Origin of the sequence: Pseudoduganella aquatica (assembly GCF_020865585.1) — a bacterium.
Classification (GTDB): Bacteria; Pseudomonadota; Gammaproteobacteria; order Burkholderiales; family Burkholderiaceae_D; genus Rugamonas; species Rugamonas aquatica_A.
In genome coordinates, this window is record NZ_CP086370.1 from 4546030 (window position 1) to 4560223 (window position 14194).

General features: G+C 67.5%; 10 protein-coding genes. 3 read left to right on the top strand and 7 right to left on the bottom strand.

Going from position 1 to position 14194, the window contains the following annotated elements; genetic code table 11:
- Nucleotides 1-136 precede the first annotated feature (136 nt).
- Nucleotides 137-1510 (top strand): MFS transporter, encoded by a 1374-nt coding sequence (locus tag KT882_RS20260; protein WP_161070744.1) that lies wholly within the window; start codon nt 137-139, stop codon nt 1508-1510.
- A 34-nt stretch (nt 1511-1544) separates the two neighbouring features.
- On the opposite strand, the gene paoC is transcribed toward KT882_RS20260, so the two are convergent.
- From paoC to KT882_RS20295, 7 genes are all read right to left on the bottom strand, one after another.
- Nucleotides 1545-3755 (bottom strand): aldehyde oxidoreductase molybdenum-binding subunit PaoC, encoded by a 2211-nt coding sequence (paoC, locus tag KT882_RS20265; protein ID WP_228893140.1) that lies wholly within the window; start codon nt 3753-3755, stop codon nt 1545-1547.
- Between the two features lie 4 nt (nt 3756-3759).
- Complete coding sequence (locus tag KT882_RS20270; protein ID WP_228893141.1) at nt 3760-4713, bottom strand: FAD binding domain-containing protein; 954 nt, start codon at nt 4711-4713, stop codon at nt 3760-3762.
- Entirely contained in the window at nt 4710-5369 is a 660-nt protein-coding gene (paoA, locus tag KT882_RS20275) for an aldehyde dehydrogenase iron-sulfur subunit PaoA (RefSeq protein ID WP_228893142.1), read from the bottom strand. Before paoA ends, KT882_RS20270 begins: the two co-directional genes overlap by 4 nt.
- A gap of 87 nt (nt 5370-5456) precedes the next feature.
- Complete coding sequence (locus tag KT882_RS20280) at nt 5457-5918, bottom strand: GyrI-like domain-containing protein (protein WP_161070740.1); 462 nt, start codon at nt 5916-5918, stop codon at nt 5457-5459.
- 49 nt (nt 5919-5967) lie between these two features.
- Nucleotides 5968-6528: a dihydrofolate reductase family protein gene (locus KT882_RS20285; RefSeq protein ID WP_228893143.1), complete on the bottom strand. Its 561-nt coding sequence runs from the start codon at nt 6526-6528 to the stop codon at nt 5968-5970.
- A gap of 15 nt (nt 6529-6543) precedes the next feature.
- Nucleotides 6544-6942, bottom strand: a complete 399-nt coding sequence (locus KT882_RS20290; protein WP_161070739.1) for a VOC family protein — start codon at nt 6940-6942, stop codon at nt 6544-6546.
- Between the two features lie 114 nt (nt 6943-7056).
- Nucleotides 7057-10158, bottom strand: coding sequence for a CHASE domain-containing protein (locus KT882_RS20295; RefSeq protein ID WP_161070738.1), 3102 nt, complete (start codon nt 10156-10158; stop codon nt 7057-7059).
- A 247-nt stretch (nt 10159-10405) separates the two neighbouring features.
- Between KT882_RS20295 and KT882_RS20300 the strand changes: the two genes are divergently transcribed.
- Nucleotides 10406-12037: a CehA/McbA family metallohydrolase gene (locus KT882_RS20300; RefSeq protein WP_228893144.1), complete on the top strand. Its 1632-nt coding sequence runs from the start codon at nt 10406-10408 to the stop codon at nt 12035-12037.
- Between the two features lie 62 nt (nt 12038-12099).
- Nucleotides 12100-14124, top strand: coding sequence for a prolyl oligopeptidase family serine peptidase (locus tag KT882_RS20305; RefSeq protein WP_228893145.1), 2025 nt, complete (start codon nt 12100-12102; stop codon nt 14122-14124).
- Nucleotides 14125-14194 lie beyond the last annotated feature (70 nt).

Below are 14194 nucleotides of genomic sequence, written 5' to 3' on the forward strand. Positions count from 1 at the left end.
GGGAGGCGCACTCGGGATGCCATTATCGCTCCAGCAAGCAATAATGCGCCAGCGCCGCCGCACGGTTTCGCAAATTAGTTGTACGATGTCCGACGTCTGAGATATCATGGCTCCACGCTTTCGCTTGGAGACTCGAATGACACCGCAACACGCCGCGCCCGCCAGGGCCACCAAAGTCCGCTGGATGATACTGGCCATCCTCTTCCTCGTTACCACCATCAACTACGCCGACCGCGCCACCATCGCGATCGCCGGACCCGAGCTGAAAAAGCTGCTGGGGCTGACGCCGGTGCAGATGGGCTTCGTCTTCTCGGCCTTCGCCTGGTCCTATGTGCTGGCGCAGCTGCCCGGCGGCTGGCTGCTGGACCGCTTCGGCTCCAAAGTCACCTATTTCTTCAGCATTTTCCTGTGGTCGGCCTTCACCATGATGATGGGCGGCGTGGGCTTCTTCACCGGCGCGGCCGCCGTCGCCGTGCTGTTCTCGCTGCGCCTGCTCATCGGCGTGGCCGAGGCGCCCTCCTTCCCCGGCAACAGCCGGCTGGCCTCGGCCTGGTTCCCGACCAGCGAGCGCGGCACGGCCGCCGCCATCTTCAACTCGGCGCAGTATTTCGCCACCGTGCTGTTTGCGCCGCTGATGGGCTGGCTGGTGCACTCGCTGGGCTGGCAAAGCGTGTTCTACGTCATGGGCGGGCTGGGCATCCTGGTGTCGCTGCTGTGGCTGAAGACGGTCTACGGCCCCAAGGACCATCCGCGCATCAACGCCGCCGAGCTGGCATACATCAAGGCCGGCGGCGCGCTGGTGGACCTGGAAAGCAAGGACAAGGCCGCCGCCACGCAGAAACTGGACACCTGGTCCTGCATCCGCCAGCTGCTGGCCAACCGCATGCTGCTGGGCGTCTACATCGGCCAGTACTGCATCAACACGCTGACCTATTTCTTCCTGACCTGGTTCCCGGTCTACCTCGTCACCGAGCGTCACATGACCATCCTGAAAGCCGGCTTCGTGGCCGCGCTGCCGGCCGTGGCGGGCTTCCTCGGCGGCGTGCTGGGCGGCGTGATCTCGGACCGCATGATCAAGTCCGGCCGCTCGCTGTCGGTGGCGCGCAAGACGCCCATCGTGGGCGGCATGCTGCTGGCCATGTCCATGATCGTCTGCAACTACGTGGAGGCCGACTGGGTGGTGGTGATGGTGATGTCGCTGGCCTTCTTCGGCAAGGGCATAGGCGCGCTGGGCTGGGCCGTGGTGGCCGACACCTCGCCCAAGGAAGCGGGCGGCATGAGCGGCGCGCTGTTCAACACCTTCGGCAACACGGCCGGCATCACCACGCCCATCGTGATCGGCTACATCCTGCAGGCCACCGGCTCCTTCGCCGGCGCCCTGGTGTTCGTGGGCGCCAACGCGGCGGTCGCCATCCTGTGCTACGTGCTGATGGTGGGCGAGATCAAGCGCTTCGAATTCACCACCCCGGTGATGCGCGACCTCGATCCGGCCCCGCCCCTGGCCGCATAGCCAAGCCGCAGCCGGGGCCGCGCCAGGTGTCACATCAGGCGTAGCGCGGCATCCCGGCCAGCAGCTTGTCCAGGGTGACGGGATAGTCCCGCACCCGCACCCCGGTGGCGTTGTAGATGGCGTTGGCCACCGCCGCCGCCACGCCGCAAATCCCCAGCTCGCCCACGCCCTTGGCCTTCATCGGCGAGGAAACGGGGTCGGTCTCGTCGAGGAAAATCACCTCCTGGTGCGGAATGTCGGCATGCACCGGCACCTCGTAGCCGGCCAGGTCGTGGTTGACGAAGAAGCCGCCGCGCTTGTCCACCACCAGGTGCTCCATCAGCGCCGCGCCCACGCCCATGGTCATGGCGCCTATCACCTGGCTGCGCGCCGACTTGGGGTTGAGGATGCGCCCCGCCGCGCATACGGCCAGCATGCGCCGCACGCGCGTTTCGCCGGTGGCCGCGTCCACCCCCACCTCCACAAAATGCGCGCCAAAGGTCGACTGCTGGAACTCCTTGTCCAGCCTGCCGAACTCGATGGCGTCTTCGGCCGTGATCTCGCCCGCTTCGGCTGCCTTGGCCAGCGGCGTGGCGCTGCCGCCCGCGCTCACCTGCCCGTCCGCGAACACCGCCTGGTCGGGCGGATAGCCCAGCCTGCGCGCCACTTCCTCGCGCAGCTTGACGCAGGCGGCGTACACGCCCGAGGTGGAGCTGTTGCCGCCCCATTGCCCGCCGGAGCCGGCCGACACGGGGAAGTCCGAGTCGCCCAGCCGCACCGCCACGCTGGCCAGCGGCACGCCCAGCATTTCAGCGGCGGTCTGCGCGATGATGGTGTAGCTGCCGGTGCCGATGTCGGTCATGTCGGTTTCCACCGTCACGCTGCCGTCGCGCTCCAGCCGCACGCGCGCGGCGGACTTCATCACCAGGTTGTTGCGGAACGCCGCCGCCACGCCCATGCCCACCAGCCAGCGCCCGTCGCGCACGCTGGCCGGCTGAGGATTGCGCGCGCTCCAGCCGAAGCGCTCGGCGCCGCCGCGCAGGCAGTCGATCAGCCGCCGCTGCGAGAACGGCCGGCCCGGCTTTTCCGGGTCCACCTTGGTGTCGTTCAGGATGCGGAAGCGCACCGGATCCATTTGCAGCTTCTCCGCCATCTCGTCCATGGCAATCTCCAGCGCCATCAGGCCGGGCGCCTCGCCGGGCGCGCGCATGGCGTTCCCCTCGGGCAGGTCCAGCACGGCCAACCGGGTCTTCGTCATGCGGTCCGCGCCCGCGTACAGCAAGCGCGTTTGCTGCACCGCCGTCTCCGGCTTGCCGCCCGGCAGATCGCCCGACCAGGACTCGTGCCCGATGGCGCTGATCTTGCCGTCGCGCGTGGCGCCGATGCGGATGCGCTGTATGGTGGCGGGACGGTGGGTGGTGTTGTTCATCATGAGCGGACGCGCCAGCGCCACCTTGACCGGCCGCCGCACCGCCCGCGCGCCCAGCGCGGCCAGCAGCGCCTCCGAACGCACGAACAGCTTGCCGCCGAAGCCGCCGCCGATATAGGGCGACACCACGCGCACCTTGTCCTTGGGGATGCCCAGCGTTTTGGCAATGTCGCCGCGCCCCCAGTCCACCATCTGGTTCGCGGTCCACACGGTAAGCCGGTCCCCTTTCCACGCCGCCATCGAGGCGTGCGGCTCCATCATGGCATGGGACTGGTCAGGCGTGGTGTACTGCGCGTCCAGCTTGACCGGGGCGGCCGCGTAGCCTGCCTCGAAATTGCCGGCCTTCGAGTCCGGCGGCGCATCGCCCTGCTCGGGCTTGGGCGCCTTGGCCTTGTCCTTGGCGAGCGCCAGGTCATAGGCGCCCTTCTGCCGGACGTATTTCACCTTGATCAGCTGCGCGCCGGCGCGGGCCTGCTCGAAGGTCTCGGCCACCACCAGCGCGATGGCCTGGTGGTAGTGGTCGATTTCCGGGCCGCCCAGCAGCCTGGCGGTATTGAACTTGCCCTTGCACAGCTTGCCCGCGCTGGCGGCGGTGACCACGGCCAGCACGCCGGGCGCGCGCCGCGCCGCGCTCACGTCCATGGCCGCGATGCGGCCTTTGGCGATGCCCGCGCCCAGCACATGGCCGTAGACGGCGTCCGGCGCGGCGCCGTGCTGTTCGTAGGCGTAGGGCGCGGCGCCGCAGGTCTTGAGCGGGCCGTCGATACGGTCGGTGGCGCGGCCGACCACCTTGAGCTGGTCGATGGGATTGGTGGTGGCGGGAGTGGTGAATTTCATCGCATCAGCCTTTCTTCGCTTCGTCCAGCACGGACGCCAGGGTGCGCTGCACCAGCAGGATCTTGAACGCGTTGTCCGGCGTGGTGCGGGCGCCCGCCAGCAGTTGCGTGGCCACCGGCTCCGCGCCGCGCGCCAGTTGCTGCTCGGCGGCCTCGATGCGCCACGGCTTGTGCGCCACCCCGCCCAGCGCCACCCGCCCGCTGCCGTCAGGCTGGACGATGGCGGCCACGGACACCAGTGCGAAGGCATAGGAAGACCGGTCTCGCACCTTGCGGTAGACATGCTTGCCGCCCACCGGCTTGGGCAGGGTGACGGCGGTAATCAGCTCGCCGGGCTCCAGCGCCGTTTCCAGGTGCGGCGTATTGCCCGGCAGCCGGTGCAGCGACACAATGGGGATGGTGCGCGCGGCGCCGTCCGGCTTTACCGTTTCCACCTCCGCGTCCAGCAGGCGCATGGCCACGGCCATGTCGCTGGGATGGGTAGCGATGCAGGCGTCGCTGCCGCCCACCACCGCGTGCTGGCGGCTGTAGCCGCCGATGGCCGCGCAGCCGCTGCCGGGCTGGCGCTTGTTGCAAGGCTGGTTGGTGTCGTAAAAATACGGGCAGCGCGTGCGCTGAAGCAGATTGCCCGCCGTCGTGGCGCGGTTGCGCAACTGCATGGAGGCGCCGGCCAGCAGCGCGCGCGACAGCACGGCATAATCCTGCCGCACGCGCTGGTCCGAGGCCAGGTCGGTGTTGCGCACCAGCGCGCCGATGCGCAGGCCGCCTTGCGGCGTGGGCTCGATCTTGTCCAGCGCCAGGCCGTTCACGTCGATCAGATGCTGCGGCGTCTCGATTTCCAGCTTCATCAGGTCCAGCAGATTGGTGCCGCCGGCAATAAAGCGGCTGCCCGGCGTGCGGAAGGCCGCTGCCGCCGCCTCGGCCGGGGACTGTGCGCGCTGATAGGTAAATGCCCTCATGCCGCCCTCCCCGCCGCGCCGCCCACTTCGGTGATCGCGTCCACAATGTTGGAATAAGCGCCGCAGCGGCAGATATTGCCGCTCATGCGCTCGCGGATCTCCTCTACGCTCAGCAGCGGCCTGGCGGCCAGGTCCTGGGTAACGTGGCTGGGCTTGCCCTGGCGGATCTCGTCCAGCACCGCCAGGGCCGAACAGATCTGGCCGGGGGTACAATAGCCGCACTGGTAGCCGTCGTTCTTGATGAAAGCGGCCTGCATGGGGTGCAGCTTGTCCGGCGTGCCCAGGCCTTCGATGGTGGTGATCTGCGCGCCCTCGTGCATGACCGCCAGGGTCAGGCAGGAATTGATGCGGCGGCCGTCCAGCAGCACCGTGCAGGCGCCGCATTGGCCGTGGTCGCAGCCTTTCTTGGTGCCGGTCAGGCGCAGGTGCTCACGCAAGGCGTCCAGCAGCGAGGTGCGCGCATCCAGGCTGAGTTCCTGGCGGACGCCGTTCACGGTGAACGCGCAGCGCACCGGCGGCAGGCTGGGAGACGGCGCGCCGTCCTGCGCATGTGCTTGCGCCATCGCCACCGGCGGCATGGCCGCCGCCGTGGCGGACAGCGCCCCTGCAATCAACAAGTCACGGCGGGAAATTTTAGTGCCAGGCAAGTCTTCCATGGTGCGCTTCCTCCGGGCTGGTGAAGCGAACCATTCTAGGTCAACTGCCGCAGACCTCTTGCACTGTTGCCTATCGACAGTAGCCGACTACTCCAGCGGCTGCGTCAGCTGCGTGCGCCACTCCTGCGGCGGCGCGCCGGTTTCCGGGCCAAGCACATAGGTCTCCACCAGATCCACCTTGGTGCGGTGGCCGGCGTCGGCAATTTGTTGGATAAAAGTGCCCCAGGCCTCGCCCAGGCCTTCATAAGCACCCTGATAAACAGTCTGCGCGGCGCGCATGGCCGGGATGGTGCCGGATTTGACGCGCCCCTGTTCCTTCACGGCGGCAGCCACCGGCAGGCAGATATCGAAATCAAAGGTATCGGTCGGGCGCCGGGAATGGTGCGTGAACCAGGGACCGGTGGGCGCCACGCCCTGCTCCTGCAGCGCCGCAAACAGCTCCTGTATGCCCGGCCCCATCACCGTCTGGATCTGGGTGGCGGGCACGGTGATATGGATGCAGGCAACAGCCTGCGCCGGCAAATCAACGATCTTGAACGTTTCAAGCATGGTGCGGCCTCCGGTGGGTGGATAGGCTTGCAATCATAGCAAACCCCTGTCAGCGCGCGCGCCGGTAATGCATGGCGACCGCGCCGTTGCTGAGCGGCTGCGCCGAGATCAACTCGAGCCGCCGTGTGCCGGGCAGTCCGCTCCAGTACAGGGTCGGGCCATGGCCGGCGATCCTGGGGTGCACGAGGAATTTGTACTCGTCGATCAGGTCCAGCCGGTCGAGCTCGGCCGCGAGCTTGCCGCTGCCGAGGAGTACGCCGTCCCGGGTGGCGTCCTTGAGCTTATGTATGCTCGCGCGCAGGTCGCCGGCGATGTGGTGGGTGTTGGTCCACGTGAAGCCGGTTCGCGCCGAGGACACCACGTACTTCGGCTTGGCCTCCAGCTTGACCGCCCACTCGCGCATCGCCGGCGGCGCCTCCGCAGCGCCGCGGGCGACAGTTGGCCAGTAGCTCTCCATCATCTCGTAGGTCGTACGGCCCCACAGCATCGCCCCGTGCTCGTCCATGAGGCGGGTGAAGAAGGCGTGCGTCTCGTCGTCGGCGATGCCCTCCTGGTGGTCGATGCAGCCGTCCAGGGTGACATTGATACTGAAGGTCAAGAGTCCCATCATGTCCTCCGTTCGGGGTCAGGCCTCCGGCGCCATCCAGACCAGGTTCCACAGGTGGCCGTCTATGTCCTCGAAGCCCTGGTCGTACATGAAGCCGTGGTCCTCCGGCGGGTGCGGCGTGCGGCCGCCGGCGGCGACGGCCTTGGCGATGAGGCTGTCAACTTCCTCCCGGCTTTCGCAGCTCAGGCAGATGACGACTTCATTGGCGTCCTTCGCCTGCACGACTGGCTTGTTGATCAGGGACTGGAAGAAAGGCTCGGCCGTCAGCATGGCCTGGATGGTGTCGCCGGCGATGTTCATGAATGCCGCGTTCTCGCCGCTAAACCGGTCGCTGAAAGTAAAGCCGAGCGAGGAAAAGAAGGCTTTGGACTTATCCAGGTCCTTCACCGGCAAGTTGAGGATGATCTGATTCTTCATGGCGTTTCCTTGGTCAAAGTGGTATGGGCAAACGGTGCTTCATCCCTACGACGGACGGCTGCGCACAAAATCGACACGCTTCGAAAAATATTTCCCCCTCCGTCCACTTTTCTCCTAGCCCGCCGCGTGGGCGGTCAGCTCCTGGGCGATATGGCCCTGCAGCACGTCCAGCAGCGGCTGCATCTGGTCCACGATGTGCCGGGCCTGGGCCGGCGCGGCGTCCGGCGACAGGTGTTCCAGGGCCAGGCACAGCTCGGCGAAGCTCATGGCGCCGACGGCGCGGGCGGAGGACTTGATGCGGTGGCCCAGCTCGGCCAGGCGCGCCATGTCCTCGTCGGCCATGGCCTGGTTCACTTCCACCATGCCGTCGCGCGCGGCGTCCAGGAACATCAGCGCGTACTTGCGCATCTTGTCGTGCTTGTTGCCGAAGGTTTGCGCCAGCGCGCCGATGTCGAACAGCTCGCCGCCGGCCTGCGGCGCGGGGACCGCAACGCTGACGGGCTCGTCGGCAACCGCGTCCGCCGGGCTCTCCGGCAGCGGCGTCTCGATCCCGGCGGCGGCGGACACGGCCGGCCGGCTGTCCTTGCGCGGCGGCCGCGTGCCCTCGCCGGCGCGCTGCACCATCCAGCGCGACAGCACCATGAACAGCAGGTTAGGCGCGATCGGCTTGGTGATGAACTCGTCCATGCCGGCGGCGATGCAGCGGGCCTGGTCGTCGCGTCCGGCGTTGGCCGTCATGGCGATCACCAGCGTGCCGGCCAGCTTGGGGTGCGAGCGGATCAATCGCGTGGCCTCGTAGCCGTCCATCACCGGCATCTGCACGTCCATCAGCACGCAGTCGAAATGCTCCTTGAGCAGCAGGTCGATGGCTTCCTTGCCGTTGTTGGCGATGCACACGGTGGCGCCCGCGTCCTCGAGCAGCTCCTGCCCCACCTGCTGGCTGAAAATATTGTCCTCCACCAGCAGGATGTTGGCGCCCTGGATGGTGGCCATCACGTCCGCCTGCAGCGTTTCGCTGTGGCGCTGCTCCAGGAAATTGGTGCCCTTGGCCAGCCGCGCGGTGAACCAGAACGTGCTGCCGTGCCCGCGCAGGCTGTCCACGCCCACGGTGCCGCCCATCAGTTCGGCCAGCTGCTTGCTGATCACCAGCCCCAGCCCGGTGCCGCCGTATTTGCGCGTGGTGGACGTGTCGGCCTGGTGGAAGGACTGGAACAGCTTGTCGATCTGCTCCCGGCTCATGCCTATGCCCTGGTCCTGCACCTCGAAACGCACCACGGTGTGGGTGTCGCGGTCCTCCACCGGCCGCGCGCGGATGTAGATCTTGCCGTTCTCCGAGAACTTGATGGCGTTGCTGGTGAAATTGAGCAGCACCTGTTCCAGCCGCAGCGGGTCGCCGCGCAGCTGGTGCTCCAGGCCCGGCCAGATCTCGAACACCAGCTCCAGCTCCTTGCGCGCGGCGCTCTCGCCCAACTGGCTGGACACATTGGCCAGCAAGGTCTCCAGCGCGAAGTCCAGCACTTCCAGCTCCAGCTTGCCCGCCTCGATCTTGGAGAAGTCCAGGATGTCGTTGATGATGCCCAGCAGGTGCTGGCCGGAATGGTAGATCTTCTGCAGGTAGTCGCGCTGCTTGGGGTGGGTGACCGATTTCAGCGCCAGGTGCGCCATGCCGATAATGCTGTTCATCGGCGTGCGGATCTCGTGGCTCATATTCGACAGGAAGTCGCTCTTGGCCTGGTTGGCGGCCTGCGCCTGTTCCTTCAGGTTGTGCAGCTCGGTGATATCGGTGGCCAGGCCGATCACGGCCGCAACGTCGCCATCGATATGCACCGGCGCCTTCACGGTCCACAGGTGCTGCACGGCGCCGTCGCGCCCCACATAGCGCTCCTCGCCGGCGCGCTTGATGCCGTCCAGGAAGACCTGGCGCTCCTCCTTCCAGGCCGCGTCCGCCTCTGCCGGCGGCATCAGTTCGCGGTCGCTCTTGCCGATGATCTCCTCCACCGGCATGCCCATCGCCTCGGCGGTCTTGGCGTTGACGTAGATATAGCGGCGCTGCTGGTCCTTCATGAAGACGCGGGCGTCCACGTTGTTGAGCACGCTGTCCAGCAGCAGGCGCTGCTCGATCGCGCTGCGGCGCGAGAAATACAGGGTCAGCAGGTAGCCGTAGATCAGCATGGTGACGATAAAACCGGTGGCCAGCGCGATCCACGGGAAATAGGCGTCCAGCCCGGTGTGCATGTCCGCGCGCTTGACGCGGAACAGCGCCTTCCACAGCGTGCCGTTGAAGTCGATCGGCAGCACCGTTTCCATGTATTCGTCGGGATTGGCCGGGGCCACCGGCACCGCCTCGATGGAGCCGTTGTCGTTGTACAGCAGGCGGTCGGTCTTTTCTATGGTCAGGCGGCGCTTTTCCACATCGGTGGAGCTGTCCGCGTACAGCAGCATGTGCACCTCGCGGATCGCCATTTCGTCGATCGCGCCCTGCACCAGCTTGGCTACCGAAAAGCCGATGCCGACCGAACCGATATAGGCGGCGCGGCGGCTGGCCACGTCGTGTATCGGCATGCCGCGCTTGTACACCGGCAGGCGCATGCCCAGGCCAATGTGCGGCACCGGTTTTTTCACCACCACCGGCTGGCCGGAGGCGCTGATCTGGCCGGTGTCGCGCGACAGCTCCATGGCGCGCGCAATGGCCGGGTTGACGCCGATGTCCACGCCGAAGCGCTCCATCACCATCTCCATCGGCTCCAGGTAGAGCAACACGGTGTACTGGTCGCGCCGGCCGGGCGGCTTGATGTCGAACTTGGGATAGCCGCCCGCATGCAGGCTGCGGTCGTTGCGCACCGCGGCCACAAAGGCGTCGCGGTCGGCGTCGCGCACCGGCACGGCGTAGTTGAGCGCTTCGATGGCAGGAAAATGCTGCGGCAGGTTCAGCGTGGACACGTACTCGTGGAACTGCTGGCGGCTGAGCGAGTCGCTGGTCTGGAACAGGGCCACCAGGCTGCGCACCACGTCCGAGTAGGATTTCACGCGCGCGGAAATGCTGTACTGGGTGCTGCGCGCCAGGTTGTCGAAGCGCTGGCGGTCGTCTTCCTCCACCGCGCGCGCCGCGTTCGCGTACAGCACCATGCCCACCGACAATGCCAGCGACAGGCCTATGCCCCAGAGCACAGTCCTTATATTAATCAGGCTTTTGAGCAGGGCACCCAGTTTACGCATTCACGGCCACTTCGTTCCAGTTGTTTTGCATTAAAGCAGCATACTATCAAACAGCATTTTTCAACCAGCGTTAACTGGCCATACCTGAGCCTAGCGAAACGCAAGCGATGAAGAAAGGTGAACGATTTCACAAGCTCCCGCTCTAACCATGTTGAGCAGGAGGGAAATCATGTTCATTTGTTCACGGCCAGCCACAGGGACGTTCATCATGGTAGCCGCTGCCAGCCTAGTCTGGGGCGGCGCTTGCATGGCCGCAGAGCGGGAGCACCGGGAATTCGAGGCGGAGCTGGCCGCGCCGGCCCGGCTGGCCAGCGCCGCAGCGGCGGACGGCGCGCGCGGGCAAGGCCTCATCGGCATGCACTTTTCACTGCCTGGCGCTGGCGCGCGGCGGGTTGCCTGGCAGCTGGAGCTGCGCAGTCCCGGCGGTGCAACCGTGCGGCGCTGGCGTGGTGCGGCAGCCACGCGGGCCGGCGTGGCCGACGCCACCGTGGTCTGCTGCGGCCCGCCTTCCGGTGCGGCTGCGGCCGCTGGCAGGGCGGCAAATTCCCTGCCCGACGGCGTCTATCAATTGCGCATGCGCGCCGAAGCCGGCGCCGGCAGGGCGCGCGAAGTCATCCGGCAGCAGTGGGATGTCGCCATGGGCGCGCCAACCCCGCTGGCGCTGGCGCAGTTCAGTCCGCTGCCCACGGCGCGCACCGCCCGCAGCCCGGCCGCCGCGCCGGCAGCGGGCGCCCTTCCCTACACCGTCTACTACGGCAACCTGCACAGCCAGACCAGCCACAGCGACGGCGGAGGCGCACTCGACCACTGCACCGGCGCGCAGGAGCCGCAAAGCGCGCCCTTCGGCCCGGAAGACGCTTTCGACTACGCCCGCCGCCACGGCCTGGACTTCCTGATGGCGTCCGAGCACAACCACATGTACGACGGCTCCGACGGCAGCAATCCATCCGCCGACCCGGATCAGGCCAGGGGCCTGTACCACGGCGGACTTGTGGCGGCCGCCGCCTACACGGCCGCGCACCCGGAGTTTCTGGCCATCTACGGCATGGAATGGGGTGTGATCAGCGGCGGCGGCCACCTGAACATCCTGAACAGCCCCGAGCTGCTGGGCTGGGAGCGCAACGCCGGCGGCGAGCTGCTGGCCGACATCGCCACCGCCAAGGGCAACTACGGCGCGCTCTACACCCTGATGCGCGAGCGCGGCTGGCTGGGCCAGTTCAACCATCCGAAAGAAAGCCAGTTCCGCGCCGTCGGCCAGCCCCTGGGCTACACCGAGGACGGCGACGCCGCCATGGCGCTGTGCGAGGTCATGAACAGCAACGCCTTTTCCGTCAATACGGACGAAACCGAGAACCGCCGCAGCAACTACGAGCCAGCCTGCCAGCGGCTGCTGGAAGCGGGCTACCACCTGGCCTTCGCCAGCAACCAGGACAACCACTGCGCCAACTGGGGCATGTCCTACACCAACCGCACGGCGGTGCTGCTGCCGGAAAACACCGCGCTGTCGTCCGCCGCCTTGCTGGACGCCATCCGCGCCCGGCGCGTCTTCGCCACCATGGACAAGCAGGCCCAGATCGTCCTCACCGCCAACGGCCGCCTGATGGGCGAGCGCTTCAGCAACAGCGGCCCGCTGACGCTGGACGTGCGCCACGCCAGCGCCACCGGCAGACAAGTAGCCGCGCTGGCCATCATATCGGGCGTGCCCGGCAAGCGCGGCTCCACCACCCAGCTGCCCCTCGCCGGCGCAGCCTCCGGCGGCGGCATCACCCTCACCCCGGAGCCGGGCGAGCACTACTACTACGCCCGCATCACCCAGGACGACGGCACCCTGCTCTGGTCCGCCCCGGTCTGGGTCAGCCAGCAGCCCGCTCCGCCATAAGCCAGCCGTCCCCAGGCATGCCACAATAGGCGGACCAACCCACTGCCGCCTTGGAGACCCGCATGCCCGCAGAACTGAATATTGATCCCCACCTCTGGCTGGAAGACGTGGCCGGCGAGGCGCCGCTGGAATGGGTGCGGCGCCAGAATGCCGTGTCCGAGGCGGAGCTGGAAGCCACGCCGCACTACGCGGCGCTGCATGCGCGGCTCAAGACCATCCTCAATTCCCAGGACCGCATTCCCTACGTCAGCCTGCACGAAGGCTATTACTACAACTTCTGGCGCGACGCGGTCCACGTGCGCGGCATCTGGCGCCGCACCACGCCGGAACAGTTCCTGCTACCCGAACCGGCCTGGGACACCGTGCTCGACATTGACGCGCTGGCCGCCGCCGAGGACGAAAACTGGGTCTGGGCCGGCGCCAGTTTCCTGCACCGCAGCACGCGCTGCCTGCTGTCGCTGTCGCGCGGCGGCGGCGATGCCTGCGTGCTGCGCGAATTCGACGTGGGCACGCGCAGCTTTGTCGACGGCGGCTTCACCCTGCCCGAAGCCAAGTCCCGCGCCGCCTGGATAGACCGCGACACCCTGTTCATCGCCACCGACTTCGGCCCCGGCTCCATGACCAGCTCAGGCTACCCGCGCATCGTCAAGGAATGGCGGCGCGGCACGCCGCTGGAGCAGGCCGCCACCGTGTTCGAAGGCGAGCCGGACGACCTGGCCGTGGGCGCGGCCAAGGACTTCACGCCCGGCCACGAGTTCCAGCTGATCTGGCGATCCATGAGCTTCTACACCAACGAGCTCTACCTGCGCGACGGCGCCACGCTGACCAGGGTGGACAAGCCGGACGACGCCACCGCCTACACCGTGCGCGACCAGCTCATCATCGAGCTGCGCTCGGAATGGATGGTGGACGGCGTGCGCTATCCGCAAGGCGCGCTGCTGGCAGCCGACTTCCGCAGCCACCTGCTCGGCGAGCGCGCCTTCGCCGTGCTGTTCACGCCCACGCCCACCAGTTCGCTGGACGGCGTCAGCGCCACCCGCTCTGCCCTGCTGCTCAACGAACTGGACAATGTAAAGAACCGCATCACCGAGCTGCGCCACGTGGACGGCGCCTGGCAGCGCCGCACCGTGGACGCGCCCGCCTTCGGCACGCTGGACGCCAGCGCCCTGGACAGCATAGACAGCGACGACTACTTCCTCACCGTCACCGACTTCCTGACCCCGACCACGCTCTACCTGGCCCGCGCCGGCAGCGACGAGCGTGTGCGGCTGAAATCCCTGCCCGCCTTCTTCGACGCCGCCCCCTACCGCGTGCAGCAGTTGCACGCCACCTCGGCCGACGGCACCGCCGTACCCTATTTTGTCGTGTCCGGGCGGGACGCGGCGCCGGGCGCCGAGCGGCCCGCGCTGCTGTACGGCTACGGCGGCTTCGAAGTCTCGCTCAAGCCCTTCTACAGCGCCGTCACCGGCTCGGCCTGGCTGGAGCAAGGCGGCATCTACGTGCTGGCCAATATCCGGGGCGGCGGCGAATTCGGCCCGCGCTGGCACCAGGCCGCGCTGAAGGAACACCGGCAGCGCGCCTTCGACGACTTTATCGCCGTGGCCGAAGACCTGGCCGCGCGCGGCCTGAGCAGCCCGCGCCGCCTCGGCATCATGGGCGGCAGCAACGGCGGCCTGCTGGTGGGCGCCGTCATGGCGCAGCGGCCCGAGCTGTTCGGCGCCGTGGTCTGCCAGGTGCCGCTGCTGGACATGCGGCGCTACCACCAACTGCTGGCCGGCGCCTCCTGGATGGGCGAATACGGCGACCCGGACGACCCGGCGCAGTGGGCCTACATCGAGCGCTACTCGCCCTACCAGAACGTGCGCGCCGCCGGGCGCTACCCGCGCGTGCTGCTCACCACATCCACCCGCGACGACCGCGTCCACCCCGGCCACGCCCGCAAAATGGCGGCGCTGATGCAGGACCAGGGCCACGACGTGCTGTACTGGGAAAACACCGAAGGCGGCCACGCCGGCGCCGCCAACAACGCGCAGCAGGCGCAGATGTGGGCGCTGACCTACGCCTTCCTGCTGAAGCAACTGGCCTGAGCCGCCCTGTCCGCACAATCGTGCGCGCCGGAAACTAAAAAAGTTCTAAATTAGAAATTAGTTTCCCGCG

Bases quoted from the DNA above. Each gene is read 5' to 3' on its own strand.
- KT882_RS20260 (WP_161070744.1), top strand. From the start codon at position 137: ATGACACCGCAACACGCCGCGCCCGCCAGGGCCACCAAAGTCCGCTGG.
- paoC (WP_228893140.1), bottom strand. From the start codon at position 3,755: ATGAAATTCACCACTCCCGCCACCACCAATCCCATCGACCAGCTCAAG.
- KT882_RS20270 (WP_228893141.1), bottom strand. From the start codon at position 4,713: ATGAGGGCATTTACCTATCAGCGCGCACAGTCCCCGGCCGAGGCGGCG.
- paoA (WP_228893142.1), bottom strand. From the start codon at position 5,369: ATGGAAGACTTGCCTGGCACTAAAATTTCCCGCCGTGACTTGTTGATT.
- KT882_RS20280 (WP_161070740.1), bottom strand. From the start codon at position 5,918: ATGCTTGAAACGTTCAAGATCGTTGATTTGCCGGCGCAGGCTGTTGCC.
- KT882_RS20285 (WP_228893143.1), bottom strand. From the start codon at position 6,528: ATGATGGGACTCTTGACCTTCAGTATCAATGTCACCCTGGACGGCTGC.
- KT882_RS20290 (WP_161070739.1), bottom strand. From the start codon at position 6,942: ATGAAGAATCAGATCATCCTCAACTTGCCGGTGAAGGACCTGGATAAG.
- KT882_RS20295 (WP_161070738.1), bottom strand. From the start codon at position 10,158: ATGCGTAAACTGGGTGCCCTGCTCAAAAGCCTGATTAATATAAGGACT.
- KT882_RS20300 (WP_228893144.1), top strand. From the start codon at position 10,406: ATGGCCGCAGAGCGGGAGCACCGGGAATTCGAGGCGGAGCTGGCCGCG.
- KT882_RS20305 (WP_228893145.1), top strand. From the start codon at position 12,100: ATGCCCGCAGAACTGAATATTGATCCCCACCTCTGGCTGGAAGACGTG.